The 13733-nt window shown below is 64.9% G+C and carries 10 protein-coding genes; 4 read left to right on the top strand and 6 right to left on the bottom strand.

Annotated elements, in window-relative coordinates:
- The first annotated feature begins 4 nt into the window (after positions 1 to 4).
- The gene (locus tag C7453_RS01740) at positions 5 to 763 is read left to right on the top strand and encodes an SDR family NAD(P)-dependent oxidoreductase (protein WP_114725472.1); all 759 of its coding nucleotides are present in this window, start codon (positions 5 to 7) and stop codon (positions 761 to 763) included.
- 31 nt (positions 764 to 794) lie between these two features.
- The gene (ybaK, locus tag C7453_RS01735; RefSeq protein WP_114725470.1) at positions 795 to 1286 is read left to right on the top strand and encodes a Cys-tRNA(Pro) deacylase; all 492 of its coding nucleotides are present in this window, start codon (positions 795 to 797) and stop codon (positions 1284 to 1286) included.
- Positions 1287 to 1413: 127 nt separating this feature from the next.
- Here the strand turns inward: ybaK and C7453_RS01730 are convergent, their stop codons facing one another.
- Together C7453_RS01730 and xseA are read right to left on the bottom strand one after the other, a co-directional pair.
- Positions 1414 to 1800 carry a BA14K family protein gene (locus C7453_RS01730; protein ID WP_114725468.1) on the bottom strand — a complete coding sequence of 129 codons (387 nt, stop codon included), beginning with the start codon at positions 1798 to 1800 and terminating at the stop codon, positions 1414 to 1416.
- A gap of 80 nt (positions 1801 to 1880) precedes the next feature.
- On the bottom strand, positions 1881 to 3338 hold the full coding sequence (gene xseA, locus C7453_RS01725; RefSeq protein WP_114725466.1) for an exodeoxyribonuclease VII large subunit: 1458 nt from the start codon (positions 3336 to 3338) through the stop codon (positions 1881 to 1883).
- 437 nt (positions 3339 to 3775) lie between these two features.
- On the opposite strand from xseA, the gene purD reads away from it, so the two are divergent.
- Positions 3776 to 5071, top strand: a complete 1296-nt coding sequence (gene purD / locus C7453_RS01720) for a phosphoribosylamine--glycine ligase (RefSeq protein WP_114725464.1) — start codon at positions 3776 to 3778, stop codon at positions 5069 to 5071.
- A 61-nt stretch (positions 5072 to 5132) separates the two neighbouring features.
- On the opposite strand, the gene C7453_RS01715 is transcribed toward purD, so the two are convergent.
- Positions 5133 to 6458: a patatin-like phospholipase family protein gene (locus C7453_RS01715; RefSeq protein ID WP_114725462.1), complete on the bottom strand. Its 1326-nt coding sequence runs from the start codon at positions 6456 to 6458 to the stop codon at positions 5133 to 5135.
- Between the two features lie 284 nt (positions 6459 to 6742).
- Between C7453_RS01715 and C7453_RS01710 the strand changes: the two genes are divergently transcribed.
- Entirely contained in the window at positions 6743 to 7069 is a 327-nt protein-coding gene (locus C7453_RS01710) for a zinc ribbon domain-containing protein YjdM (RefSeq protein ID WP_114725460.1), read from the top strand.
- 112 nt (positions 7070 to 7181) lie between these two features.
- On the opposite strand, the gene lpdA is transcribed toward C7453_RS01710, so the two are convergent.
- The 3 genes from lpdA to C7453_RS01695 all read right to left on the bottom strand — a co-directional run bounded on the left by lpdA (position 7182) and on the right by C7453_RS01695 (position 13304).
- Positions 7182 to 8924: a dihydrolipoyl dehydrogenase gene (gene lpdA, locus C7453_RS01705; protein ID WP_114725458.1), complete on the bottom strand. Its 1743-nt coding sequence runs from the start codon at positions 8922 to 8924 to the stop codon at positions 7182 to 7184.
- A gap of 73 nt (positions 8925 to 8997) precedes the next feature.
- Entirely contained in the window at positions 8998 to 10257 is a 1260-nt protein-coding gene (gene odhB / locus C7453_RS01700; RefSeq protein WP_114726001.1) for a 2-oxoglutarate dehydrogenase complex dihydrolipoyllysine-residue succinyltransferase, read from the bottom strand.
- A gap of 179 nt (positions 10258 to 10436) precedes the next feature.
- On the bottom strand, positions 10437 to 13304 hold the full coding sequence (locus C7453_RS01695) for a 2-oxoglutarate dehydrogenase E1 component (protein ID WP_114725456.1): 2868 nt from the start codon (positions 13302 to 13304) through the stop codon (positions 10437 to 10439).
- Positions 13305 to 13733: the final 429 nt, after the last annotated feature.

Raw genomic sequence — 13733 nt, 5'->3', positions numbered from 1 at the left:
CCACATGCCGCCGGATAGCGCCCCTCCCGGCAGCGTCGCCCCGGGTAGCATCGCCCCTGGCAGCATCGCCCTGATCACCGGCGCCAGCCGGGGCATCGGCCGCGCCACCGCCCTGGCCCTGGCCGATGCCGGGGCGCACTGCATCCTCACCGCCCGCACGCCGGGCGGGCTGGAGGAAACCGACGACCTGATCACCCGCCGCACGGGCCGGCCCGCCACCCTGCTGCCCATGGACCTGCGCGACGGCGCCGCGATCGACGCGCTGGGTCCCTCGATCGCCGCCCGCTTCGGCCGTCTGGACATGCTGGTCCACTGCGCCGCCATGCTGGGCATGCTCACACCCGTCACCCACATGCGCGACACCGACTGGGACACCACGCTGGCGGTCAACACCACCGCCGCATGGCGGCTGATCCGCACCACCGCCCCCCTGTTGGATCGCGCCCCCGCCGGCCGCGCGCTATTCCTGACCGACGGGCACGCCATCCGCCCCGCCAGTTTCTGGGGCATGATAGCCGCCTCGAAAGCCGCCATGGAGGCTGTGGTGCTGACCTGGGCCGACGAAATCGGGCCGGACTCGGCGCTCCGGGTCAATCTCTACGATCCCGGCCCGGTGGCCACCCGCCTGCGGGTGCAGGCCATGCCCGCCGCCGACCTGTCCGCCCTGCCCCGGCCCGAACTGGTGGCCGCCGCCATCGCCGCCCTGTGCCGACCCGACGAACAGCGCCACGGCCAACGGATCACGGCACACGCGAGACCCTGACGCGCGCGCCCGATCCTGTTATGACACCGGCATGGCCAAGAAACCCCAGACCCCCGGCACGCCGGCCACGCTGGCCCTGACCCGCGCCGGAATCGCCTTCACCGCCGTACTCTACAGCTACGACCCCGACGCCGACCGTCTGGGCGTACAGGCCGCCGAAGCGATCGGCGAACCCCCGGCACGGGTCTTCAAGACCCTGATGGCGGAAATCGACGGCAACGCGGTATGCGTCGTCGTGCCGTCGGACCACGAAGTCAGCATGAAGAAACTGGCCGCCGCCTTCGGCGGCAAGAGCGCCAGGATGATGAAGCCGGCCGATGCCGAGCGCATCACCGGTTTCCGCGTCGGCGGCATCAGCCCGTTCGGGCAGAAGAAGCGCGTGCCTACGGCCTTCGCGCAGCAGGCTGCCGACCTGCCCTATCTTTATACCAATGGCGGCCAGCGCGGCTTGCAGGTACGCCTGGTCCCGGCCGACGCATTGCGCGCCAGTGCGGCTATATTGGCGGATCTGACAGCAGAGTGAGCTTCTTTTTCTGAAGAAAAAGAAGCAAAAAGACTTTTATTCTTTTAAGAACGCTCTCTACCCTAGCAGAAAAACCCCAAACGGATCAGAAGTTTTTTGGTTCTTTTTTTCAAAAAAGAACAAATACTTAACGGCAGATATGCCGCTCTCCGTCCGCACCGATATAAGTCCCGGTCAGCGGATCAAAGCACGCATTGGCCACGCAGGCGTTACCCGACGCCAGCGGTGCCGGATTCACCCGCGCCGCCATGGCCTGCGTCGCATGCGCCGCGGCACCGCAGAGCGGCGTATCGAGCGGCGCGGAGGGATCGTTCACCAGTTGCGCCTCGTTGGCGGGCGGCGGGGCTTCCGTCACCGTTCCCGGCGCGAACTGCAAGGGCGGATGCCGCACCGGCTGGCTCGCCACCGGCGTGGGGGGTTGGGCACATCCGGCCAGCAGAACCAGAACCGGCAGCACGCCCAGCGCCACCCGGCCGACCGAGCGCGCGAAAGAAGACCGGAGACGTTTGTTCATGGCTCTGTCCTGTGTCCTCCGGCCAACTCTCGGGCAAGCCGATCCGGTCCGATCCATCATCCGTCTTATCGCCCGCAGGGTCAAAGATCGAGCCGCCCCTGAGACCCGTCGGGCCGTAGCGCGCGAACCTCCGTCACGCCATCGGCGAATGTCAGTTCCAGCCGGCCATCCGGCCGCACGTCGGCCGCGCGGGTCACCGGCACGCCTGACGGATCGCGCACCAGCACGTAGCCGCGCTCCAGCACCGCCATGGGCGACAGAGACTCCAGCCGCCCCGCCAGCCCGTTCAGATGGGCGCGCCGCTCGCGCACCATCCCCGCCAGCGGAGCCGCCGACAGACGCATTCGGTCGGTTCGCGCCCGGCGGTCGCGCAGCGCCTGGCGCAGGCCCGAGAGCAGATGACTGGCCACAAGGTCCAGCCTGGCCCGTCCCGGCCCCGTCAGCAGCAGCGGCGAGGGCATCATCCGTCCGGTCGCCAGCAGGGCGGCACGCCGCCGCTCGATCAGCCCCGGCAATGCGCGGTCCAGCCGCTCGCCCCGGTCGTCCACCCGCATCCGCGCCGTGGCCAGCAGCGACGGCAGGTCGGGCATCCGCGCCGCCGCCCGGTCCAGCCGCAGCCGCGTGGTCTGCGTCAGCCGGGTCAACCCGCTGGTCAGGCGCGCGACACGATGCGCCAGATCGGCCACCAGTTCGGCCCGCGCCGGCACCGCCATCTCGGCCGCCGCCGTGGGGGTGGGCGCGCGCCGGTCGGAGACGTAATCGATCAGCGTGGTGTCAGTCTCATGCCCGACCGCCGAAATCAGCGGAATGCTGCAGGCATCCACCGCCCGCAGCACGGCCTCGTCATTAAAGGCCATCAGGTCTTCCAGCGACCCGCCGCCACGCGCGACGATCAGCACATCGGGGCGCGGCACCGCCCCGCGCCCGTCGATCGCGTCGAACCCGGCGATGGCGGTGGCAATCTGCGCCGCGGCCCCTTCGCCCTGCACGGCGACCGGCCACACCAGAAGCCGGCGGGGAAAACGCCGGGCGACGGTGGTGCGGATATCATGCAGCACCGCCCCCTGCGCGGAGGTGACGATACCGATCACATCGGGCAGGAACGGCAGCGCCCGCTTGCGCGCGGCATCGAACAGCCCCTCGGCGGCCAGTTTCAGCCGCAGCCGCTCGATGCGCGCCAGCAGCGCCCCTTCGCCGGCATACTCCATCCGCTCGACGATCAACTGATAGGAAGAACGCTCGCCATACGACGAGACCTTGCCGGTCGCGATGATTTCCAGCCCGTTTTCCGGCACCAGCCCCAACCGCGACACCGACCCGCGCCAGACGACACCCGAGATTTTCCCGCTCTCATCCTTCAGCGAGAAATAAAGATGGCCGGAGGGATAGCGTTTGAATTCCGTAATCTCGCCCCGCACGCGCACGCGGCCAAAGGTACCCTCAAGCGTACGGCGGATCGCCCCCGAAATCTCGGAGACTGAATATTCGGGCACGTTACCCGGTCCGGGGCCACCGGAAGTGCGCAGCGTTTCGTCCATCGCAGCAAGGTAGGATAGACACGCCGATCCCGAAAGACCGGACAGATCCGACCGGACTCATTCCCTGCGGCATCGTCGGCAGGCACCGGCTGCGTGCCGCGACAATCGGACCATCCACAATCTTTACGCTGCGTTTCGACCTGCCAGCCGGCGATCCGACCACCGAATTCCGCGTTGCATTCTCCAAGCCCTTTTCGGCCGCTCTTTCCTTCGGCGGCGTCACCATCCGCCGCGCCGGGCCACGACCGCCCGAACGGCGCAGCCTGCTCGCCGGCCTGGAAAGAACCGTGGACAGGCTCGTGAAACGCGGGCGGAAATACCGGTCATGGCCCCGCACCGCCGCAAAGGACATCGTCCCGCCGCGCCGGGTATGATAGAGACGGCCTCCCCGGACAGCCGGGGATGTCAGATATGTCAGCAACAGGGACGATAACGTGATGCGGGTGCTTCTGGTCGGATCGGGTGGACGGGAACATGCGATGGCGGCAGCGATCGCGCGCTCGCCTGCGCTGGAGGCCCTGTTCATCGCACCCGGCAATCCGGGCACCGCCGCGCTGGGCACCAATGTCGCCATCGCCGTCGACGACGTACCGGCCCTGCTGGCCTTCGCAAAGGCCGAGCGGATCGACCTGGTGGTGCCGGGCCCCGAAGCCCCGCTGGTCGCCGGCCTGGCCGATGCCTGCCGCGATGCCGGCATCCCCTGCGCCGGCCCCAGCCGCGCCGCCGCCGAACTGGAAGGCAGCAAGAGCTTCACCAAGGAAGTCTGCGACGCCGCATCCATCCCCACCGCCCGCTGGGAACGATTCGACGCAGCCGCCCCGGCGCTGGATTTCGTCCGCCGCCGTGGCGCGCCGATCGTGATCAAGGCCGACGGCCTGGCCGCCGGCAAGGGCGTGGTCGTCGCGATGACGGTCGCGGAAGCCGAAGAGGCCATCCGGTCCATGATGGACGATGCCACCCTCGGCGCCGCCGGACAGTCGGTGGTGATCGAGGAATGCCTGATGGGCGACGAAGTGTCGCTGTTCGCCTTCTGCGCCGATGAAACCGCCGTGCTGATCGGCGCGGCGCAGGACCACAAGCGCATCGGCGAGGGCGACACCGGCCCCAACACCGGCGGCATGGGCGCGGTCTCGCCCCCCGCCGGCTTCGACCGTGCAAGGCAGGAAGGCGCGCTTGACCTGCTGGTACGCCCGATGCTGGCGGAAATGGCGCGGCGCGGCACGCCCTTCCGTGGCGTCATCTTCGCCGGCCTGATGCTGACGGCCGACGGCCCGAAACTGATCGAATATAACGTCCGCTTCGGCGACCCCGAGGCCCAGGCCCTGCTGATCCGCCTGCAATCCGACCTGCTGCCGGCCCTGGCCTCGGTCGCCGCCGGCACGCTGGACGCGGCGGACATCCGCTTCTCCGACGATCACTCCATCAGCATCGTCCTCGCCGCGCGCGGCTATCCGGGCAAGCCCGCCGCCGGCGGCGTGATCGCGGGGCTGGAACAGGCCGAAGCCCAGCCCGGCGTCCATATCTTCCATGCCGGCACCAAACGGAACGACCAGGGCCAGCTTGTCGCCGCCGGCGGCCGCGTCCTCACCGTCTGCGCCACCGGTGCCACCTTGGGTGAAGCCCGCTCCCGCGCCTACAACGCCATCCCCGCCATCCAATGGGAAGACGCCATCTGGCGACGTGATATCGGCGACCGTGCCCTGCGCGCCGCGACCGAAAACCCCTCCCACTGAAACCCGCCGAAGGCAGCGTCATCCCCATGATGACGCTGTCCGGAACATCCGGTCCCTTTTTCTACTGCCCCACGGATGGGCGGTAGGAGATCAGCTTTCTACAGACCTTCTGGATGATCGGGCGATTCATGGATGACGCCGCAATGACGGACGCACGTATATCGTCGATATGTTTTTGAGAAGGATTATCCATACTTAAATCCATCCCGCTATTCAGCGGAACATCAATACGAATATAGTCAATATTGGGCTCCGACCGAAGAAACTCGTCAACCCCGAGGGCATTCCCTTCCATGAAGGACGGCAGAAGGGCGGAGATCAGGTTGATATTGCTTTTTTGCGATGCTGGATGCGCCGGGTCCAGCGGGCCCAGCATACTCCCCCGATAAGAAATCCCGGTCCCCAAAGAAACGATATGAAAACGGCCGTGCGGAAAGTCACGCCGCCCTTCGACAATGCCGAGAAGAGCCGGGTTGTTCTGATACAACGCACCATCATATGCCGTATAAGGATAAAATTTCTCGATCTTTTTGTTCCCTATCTTCTCCTCGGACGTATCACCCTTGTACGGGTTGAAATAAATAGGCGCTGAACTGCTATACATCGCAATATCAACCATTTTTGCTATGGCGTTTTCAGCATCCTGCGACAGCGCCCCATCGGGTTCATAACTATGGGAACCATGGTTGCGCGTAAAATAGATAGGTCCTGTTGTCGTATCGTAAAAAGGAATCACAAAATCCGTCAGGGCCTCGTTGGAGGTATGATCCTGCAGTTTTTCATGCAAAATTTTCTTGCGGCCTGTATTGTCATAAAGAGCTTTCCGCAAAAGAAGCGACAATGCCCGATCGATGAATCCCTTATATTTTTCGGGGAATATTTCTGCCCCGTGCCTGGCATACAAATCATAAATTTCATTTATATCGACCGATTCCGTCTTTTGACCTCCTTTCGGCGTCACCAGACCAGCAGCGATTATCGCCCCCGTTGAATTTCCAGCGATGACATCAAAATATTTATAGAGATCACGGCTTCCGTGGCTGGATTGCAGACATTGCGCCAGATCCTGCAACGCCATGATCGGTATGATTCCGAAAATACCTCCCCCGTCTATCGACAGAATGAAATGATCATCAGAAGCCGATGCCATGTCGCGGTCCGATATGAAGCTGACCTTTCCTTTCTGCATGATCCCGATATTTTGGGACGTATAATAATCTTTTTCTTTATAATTATTATATTCAATGTAAATTTGCTGCATATAGGAATATATATTTACAGAAAATATAGAAAATACAACAAAAAAGCAAGCGCATAGCGCCAATATCAATCGTTTACCCGAGAAGGGACTTTTCTTTACCATCAATCTTTTTGAAGAGCGCTTCATTTATCAGAAACGCCTCGAAAAAACACTAGCACGCCGCCTCGTCCGGAAACTTTTCACTTCTGCAAATACCAGCAATCCAACTGTGCCGGACTCTATCCGCAGCGGCGTGATCATTCAACGCTCGTTATATGAAGTGCGGGAGCGGCCCGAAGTGTCGCATCCGGCGTGTATTTCCAGAACAGGCTCTCATCCCACGAGAGGCGACTGGCTGGCCTCCCCTCCAGAGTGATTTCTGTTCCGCGCCAGGGATTGCATGTCAGATGGCGCAGGATTAAGCCCCGTTCATGAGCACCACCGCACCCGCCTGCCCGCAATGCACTCTGGACGAAACGCATATCGAAGGCACGAACCATGTCTGCGATACGTGCGGCTATGAATGGCCTGCCGATATCGCGGACGGCGCGCCTGCGGAAGAAACGGTTCGCGACGCCAATGGCGTCGCACTGGCCGACGGCGACAGCGTCGTCGTCATCAAGGACCTGAAAGTCAAAGGCTCGTCGACGACGTTGAAGGTCGGCACCAAGATCAAAAACATCCGCCTGCGCGGCGGCGACCATGCGGTCGAAGCGGGCGGCTACATGCTGAAAGCCGAGTTTCTGCGCAAGGCATGAACGAACACAGGGCCGGACAAAGCCGGCTCTTCGTCTTCTATTGTCCAAAGCACAAAAAAACGCCCGGCCATCGAAATGGCCGGGCGCGACAGAAACGACTGCGAACGTGCGATCAGATATGGATCGCGCGCTTCTCCACATCCAGCGCCGCTTCCTTGACCGCTTCACTCAACGTCGGGTGGGCATGGCAAGTCCGGGCGATGTCTTCCGACGAAGCACCGAATTCCATCGCCAGCGTGGCTTCGGCGATCAGTTCGCCGGCACCGGGGCCGATGATATGCACACCCAGCACCTTGTCGGTGGTGGCATCGGCCAGCACCTTCACGAAGCCGTCGGTCATGCCCATGGCGCGGGCGCGGCCGTTGGCGGTGAAGGGGAACTTGCCGGTCTTGTAGGCGACGCCGGCGCCCTTCAGGTCTTCCTCGGTGCGGCCGACGGTCGCGACCTCGGGCCAGGTGTAGACGACGCCGGGGATGGCATCGTAATTCACATGGCCTGCCTGGCCGGCCAGGATCTCGGCGATGGCAACGCCCTCATCCTCGGCCTTGTGCGCCAGCATCGGGCCGGCAATCACGTCGCCGATCGCATACACGCCCGGCACATTGGTCGCGTAATGCGCGTCGGTGACGACGCGGCCGCGCTTGTCCAGCGCCACGCCGGCTTCTTCCAGGCCCATGCCCTTGCTGGCAGCGGTGCGGCCGATCGCCAGCAGCACGATGTCGGCATCCAGCGTCTCGGCAGCGCCACCGGCCGCCGGCTCGACGGTCAGCGTCACGCCCTTGCCGGTCTTCTCGGCCTTGGTGACCTTGTGGCCCAGCTTGAACTGGAGGCCCTGCTTGGTGAGGATGCGCTGGAACTGCTTGGCGATCTCGCCATCCGTGCCCGGCACCAGACGGTCGAGATATTCGACCACCGTGACCTCGGCGCCCAGACGGTGCCACACGCTACCCAGTTCCAGGCCGATCACGCCGCCGCCGATGACGACCAGCTTCTTCGGCACGGCCGACAGTTCCAGCGCGCCGGTCGAGGTGACGACGACTTTCTCATCGACCTCGACGCCCGGCAGGCCCGCGCTGTCGCTGCCGCTGGCGATCACGATATGCTTCGCCGTTACCGGCTTGCCGTCAACGGTGATGCGGCCGGTGCCTTCCAGCTTGCCGAAGCCCTTTAGCCAGGTAACCTTGTTCTTCTTGAACAGGAACTCGACGCCCTTGACGTTGGCATCGACCACCTCGGCCTTGCGCGCCATCATCCGCTTCAGATCCAGCTTGACGCTGTCGATCAGAATACCATGTCCCGCGTAATCATGGCCGGCGGCATGGAAATTCTCGGACGATTGCAGCAGCGCCTTGGAAGGAATACAGCCGACATTCAAGCAGGTGCCGCCCAGCGTCGCGCGCTTCTCGACGCAGGCGACCTTGAAGCCAAGCTGCGCCGCGCGGATGGCGCAGACATAACCGCCGGGGCCGGCACCGATGACGATCACATCGTAATCGGTCTCGGCCGGAGGGGCGACCGCCGGAGCGGCGGGAGCGGGAGCCGGCGCGGCCTTGGCCTCGGCAGGCTTCGCCGCCGGGGCGGGCTTGGCGGCGGCGGGCTTCGCCGGGGCGGCACCCGCACCGTCTTCGACGGTGGTCAGCACGGCTCCGACGGCCACTTCGTCGCCCTCGGCCACGGCATGCGCGCCCAGACGGCCGGCCGACGGCGCGGCGACCTCGACGCTGACCTTGTCGGTCTCCAGTTCCACCACCGGCTCGTCGGCGGCAACGCTGTCACCCGGCTGCTTCAGCCACTTGCCGATCGTGGCCGTCGTCACGCTCTCGCCGAGAGTCGGCACCTTGATTTCAATGGTCATCTTCTTGTCCTGCGTTCGCTGCGTCGGAATCAGATCGGCGGACCAGGCCGAAAGCCCGGTCCGCCCCGGCGCATCAGACCTCGAGCAGCAGACGGCGCGGGTCTTCCACGTTCTGCTTCACGCGCACCAGGAAGCTGACGGCTTCCTTGCCGTCGACGATGCGGTGATCGTAGGTCAGGGCGATATACATCATCGGCCGGATCACGACCTGCCCGTTCACGGCCATCGGACGATCCACGATGGCGTGCATGCCCAGGATGGCCGACTGCGGCGCGTTGATGATCGGCGTCGACATCAGCGAGCCGTAGATGCCGCCATTGGTGATCGAGAACGTGCCGCCCGACAGTTCGTCCAGCTTCAGCGATCCGTCGCGCGCGCGCTTGCCGAAGCCGGCGATCGCGCTCTCGATCCCGGCGAAGCTCAGCTTCTCCGCGTCGCGGATCACCGGCACGACCAGCCCGTTCGGCCCGCCGACCGCGATGCCGAGATTGACGAACTCGCGATAGATGATGTCGTCGCCGTCGATCTCGGCGTTGACCGCCGGGAATTCCTTCAGCGCCGCCATCACCGCCTTGGCGAAGATCGACATGAAGCCCAGCTTGGTGCCGCCATGCTTCTTTTCGAAGGCGTCGCGATATTCGGCGCGCAGTTCCTTCACCGCCGTCATGTCCACCTCGTTGAAGGTGGTCAGCAGGGCCGCGGTGTTCTGGGCGTCCTTCAGGCGGCGGGCAATGGTCCGGCGCAGGCGGGTCATCTTCACCCGTTCCTCGCGCGGATCGTCGGTGCGCGGCGTGGCGGGGGCGGCAGCAGCCTTGGCCACCGGCGGCTGGGCCAGGAACGACAGCACGTCACCCTTGGTCACGCGACCGTCCTTGCCCGTGCCGGTGCCGATCTCGGCGGTCGAGATACCCTTCTCGGCCATCATCTTCTGCGCCGAAGGCATCGGGGCATGGGCCGCACCCTGCGCCGCGACATCGGAGGGCGGGGTCGCGGGACGCGCGACCGGGCCTGCGGCGACCGGCTGGGCCTGCACGCCGGCCGGAGCCTTCGGGGCCTCGGGGGCCTTGGCGGGTGCAGCTGCCTTGGGGGTGCCCCTGCCGGCCTCGACCGACGCCAGGATGGTCCCGACCTCGACCTCGGCGCCTTCGGCGACGAGTTGCGGCCCCAGCACGCCGGCTTCGGGTGCTGCGACCTCGACGCTGACCTTGTCGGTCTCCAGCTCCACCACCGGTTCGTCGGCGGCGACGCTGTCACCCGGATTCTTCAGCCACTTGGCAATCGTGGCGGTCGTCACGCTCTCGCCCAGTGTCGGAACCTTGATCTCGGCAGACATCTTTCTTTCCATTCCCTCTGCCGGTCAGATCCGCGTGCTGGAATGGGGCACGGCCTTCCATGCCCCCCACCCGTCGTCTGCCGGCTTGTGTATTCTCAACATAACCAGACTGAAGCCGGCGCGAAAAGACCGCGCCGGCCGACCTGCAAACGTCCCGGCCCGCCAGCCGGGACGCACCCTCAGGCCACGCCCAGCGCGCTGGCGACCAGGGCCGCCTGTTCGCTGGCATGCACGCGGGCCAGACCCGTGGCCGGGCTGGCGGCCGCGACGCGGCCGACATAAGTCGGACGCCCGCCCTTGCGGCCCACCTTGCCCATCACACCCTCGATCAGGCGATCGACGAAGGTCCATCCCCCCATGTTCTCGGGCTCTTCCTGGCACCAGATCACCTGGGCCTTGGGATACAGCGCAAGCTGTTCGGCCAGCAGCTTTTCCGGGAAGGGATAGAACTGCTCCAGCCGCAGGATCGCGACCTTGTCCAGCCCACGCTCGCGCCGCTCGGCCAGCAGGTCGTAATAGACCTTGCCCGAGCAGATCACGACCCGCTCCACCTTGTCGCCCGACGCGATCGGATCGATCTCGCCGATGACCGGACGGAACGTGGTGCCCGACGCGAATTCCTCGAGGTTGGACACCGCGAGACGATGACGCAGCAGCGATTTCGGCGTCATGATCACCAGCGGCTTGCGGTAATCCATCTTCAGCTGGCGGCGCAGGGCGTGGAAATAGTTCGCCGGCGTGGTGATGTTGCACACCCGCATGTTGTTCTCGGCGCAGAGCTGGAGATAACGTTCCAGACGGGCCGAGGAATGTTCCGGACCCTGGCCTTCATAGCCGTGCGGCAGCAGCAGCACGAGGCCCGACATGCGCAGCCACTTGGTCTCGCCCGACGCGATGAACTGGTCGATGATGACCTGCGCACCGTTGGCGAAGTCACCGAACTGACCTTCCCACAGCACCAGCGCGTTCGGATCGGCCAGCGAGTAGCCATATTCGAAGCCCAGCACGCCGAATTCGGACAGCAGCGAGTTATAGACCTCGAACACGCCCTGCGCCGGGTCGATATTGTTCAGCGGCGCATAGGTGTTCTGGTTGACCTGGTCGGTCAGCACCGCATGACGCTGGCTGAAGGTGCCGCGCTGGCAATCCTCGCCCGACAGGCGGACGCGATGCTTCTCCAGCAGCAGCGAACCGAAGCCCAGGGCCTCGCCCGTCGCCCAGTCGATACCTTCGCCGGTCTCGAACATCGTCGCCTTGGCCTTGAGCTGGCGCACGATCTTCGGGTTGACGTTGAAGTCGGCCGGCGCGGTGCTGATGGCGGCCCCGATCTTGCGCAGCGCCTCGACCGAAATACCGGTCGCCGGCTCGGCATCCACCTTGCCCACCGGCGGCGGCTTCAGGCCCGTCCAGGCGCCTTCCAGCCAGTCGGCCTTGTTGGGCTTGTAGGTCTGCGCGGCCTGATACGCTTCTTCCAGCTTGTTGTGGAACGCATCCCACTGCGCCGTGGCATCGGCCTCGCTCACCACGCCTTCGCGCGCCAGACGGTCGGCATAGAGCGTGCGCACCGTCGGCCGGGCGGCGATAGCCTTGTACATCGTCGGCTGGGTGAAGGACGGCTCGTCGGATTCGTTATGGCCATGACGGCGATAGCCGACGATGTCCAGCACGATGTCGGTCGCGAATTTCTGCCGGAAATCGGCCGCCAGACGCGCGCAGTAGATCACGGCTTCGGGCTCGTCGCCATTGACGTGCAGGATCGGCGCCTGCACCGCCTTGGCAACGTCCGTGCAATACAGGCCGGAGAACGCATGGGCCGAAACGGTGGTGAACCCGATCTGGTTGTTCACCACGATATGGACCGTGCCGCCGGTGCGATAACCGATCAGTTGCGACATCGCCATGGTCTCGTAGACCAGGCCCTGGCCGGCAAAAGCGGCATCGCCATGCATCAGCACCGCCATATGGCGGCTGCGCACATGCGGGTCGTCATCGTCCTGGGCCGCGCGCACCTTGCCGATCACCACCGGATCGACGGCTTCCAGATGCGACGGGTTGGGCTGGAGAGAGATGTGGACCGGGTTGCCGTCGATATCCACGTCGGTCGAGGTGCCGAGATGGTATTTGACGTCGCCCGAGCCCTGCACGTCGTCCGGCTTGAACGAGGCACCGGCGAATTCGCTGAAGATGGCTGTGTAAGGCTTGCGCACGATGTTGACCAGCGTGTTCAAGCGGCCGCGATGCGGCATGCCGATCGCCACCGTGCGCACGCCCTGCTTCGCCACCTGGTCGATCAGCGCGTGCAGCGCCGGAATGGTGACGTCCTCGCCTTCCAGCCCGAACCGCTTGGTGCCGACATAGCGCTTCTGGCAGAACGCCTCGAAACCCTCGGCCTCGGTCAGATGGTTCAGGATCAGTTTCTTTTCTTCGACCGAGGCTCCGGCGCGCCAGTTGTCGCCTTCCAGCCGCTGCTGCAGCCAGTTGCGCTGCTCGGGGTCCTGCACATGCATGTATTCCGAGCCGATCGGCCCGCAATAGACGGCGCGCAGCGCGTCCAGCACCTGGTTGATCGTCGCGGTCTGCTTGCCGATCAGGCTGGCCACGATCTTGCCCAGATAGATCGGGCGGTCGAGATCCTTCGGGCCGAACCCGTAGGTCTCGGGGTCGAGATCGGTATGGGGCTTCGGCACCTGCAACCCCAGCGGGTCGAGCCGGGCCTCAAGGTGGCCGCGCACGCGATAGGCACGGATCAGCTGCGTCGCGCGCAGGCTGTCATCGGCCGCCGCATTCAGGCTCTCCGCCGAGACGGGCGCGCCCTTGGCCGGAGCCGCCACCACGTCGCCGCCATCGATGCTGGACGGGCGCGGCGCCCACGAGGCCCCTTCCGCGTCATGCAAAATCGCAGCGCCTTCCTCGTCCATCGCCGCGAACAGCGATGCGAAAGAAGGATCGACGCTGCCGGGATCCGCCGCCCAGCGAGCATACAGGTCGGCCAGATAGGCCGTGTTGGCTCCGCTGAACGCGGTCGACAGGATATCTACGCCCGCCATCTTGAAGACATCTCCTCATTCATGACCTGACCGGCCACGTCATTATCCGGACCTGAGCCATCACCGCCAATCGTGGCGGAATGCCGGCCCCAGCCGTTTATCGTCTCAACCCTAACGCCACCTTCGGCCATCCGCCGCCATCTTTCACCACGGTCAGGATTGCTTCGCACGCATACTCACCTTTCCGTTTCCACCCGCCTGCACGACGGGGTACGGAACCCGCGACCAGACGCAAAGCCCACCCAACGGCGGCAAAACCGGCGGACGACCCGAAGGGCCGCCCATACCCAAGCAAAGAGCGAACCACTTGCCTACCGCCACACCGCTCACACCACCGCCATATGCGTCACGATACCGTGACGAAAGGGAACGTCCGCACCGAAGGCCGAACACCCCCTGCCACCGCCCGCGCATCCGGCGCGTAGGGCC

This window comes from Gluconacetobacter liquefaciens, assembly GCF_003350405.1.
GTDB lineage: Bacteria > Pseudomonadota > Alphaproteobacteria > Acetobacterales > Acetobacteraceae > Gluconacetobacter > Gluconacetobacter liquefaciens.
The sequence above is the reverse complement of the archived record's forward strand: the minus strand, read 5'-3'. Positions and strand labels throughout refer to the sequence as shown.

Excerpts from the sequence above, each read along its gene's own strand:
- C7453_RS01715 (WP_114725462.1), bottom strand. The coding sequence starts at position 6,458 with ATGAAGCGCTCTTCAAAAAGATTGATGGTAAAGAAAAGTCCCTTCTCG.
- C7453_RS01710 (WP_114725460.1), top strand. The coding sequence starts at position 6,743 with ATGAGCACCACCGCACCCGCCTGCCCGCAATGCACTCTGGACGAAACG.
- lpdA (WP_114725458.1), bottom strand. The coding sequence starts at position 8,924 with ATGACCATTGAAATCAAGGTGCCGACTCTCGGCGAGAGCGTGACGACG.
- C7453_RS01695 (WP_114725456.1), bottom strand. The coding sequence starts at position 13,304 with ATGGCGGGCGTAGATATCCTGTCGACCGCGTTCAGCGGAGCCAACACG.
- xseA (WP_114725466.1), bottom strand. The coding sequence starts at position 3,338 with ATGGACGAAACGCTGCGCACTTCCGGTGGCCCCGGACCGGGTAACGTG.
- ybaK (WP_114725470.1), top strand. The coding sequence starts at position 795 with ATGGCCAAGAAACCCCAGACCCCCGGCACGCCGGCCACGCTGGCCCTG.
- C7453_RS01740 (WP_114725472.1), top strand. The coding sequence starts at position 5 with ATGCCGCCGGATAGCGCCCCTCCCGGCAGCGTCGCCCCGGGTAGCATC.
- purD (WP_114725464.1), top strand. The coding sequence starts at position 3,776 with ATGCGGGTGCTTCTGGTCGGATCGGGTGGACGGGAACATGCGATGGCG.
- C7453_RS01730 (WP_114725468.1), bottom strand. The coding sequence starts at position 1,800 with ATGAACAAACGTCTCCGGTCTTCTTTCGCGCGCTCGGTCGGCCGGGTG.
- odhB (WP_114726001.1), bottom strand. The coding sequence starts at position 10,257 with ATGTCTGCCGAGATCAAGGTTCCGACACTGGGCGAGAGCGTGACGACC.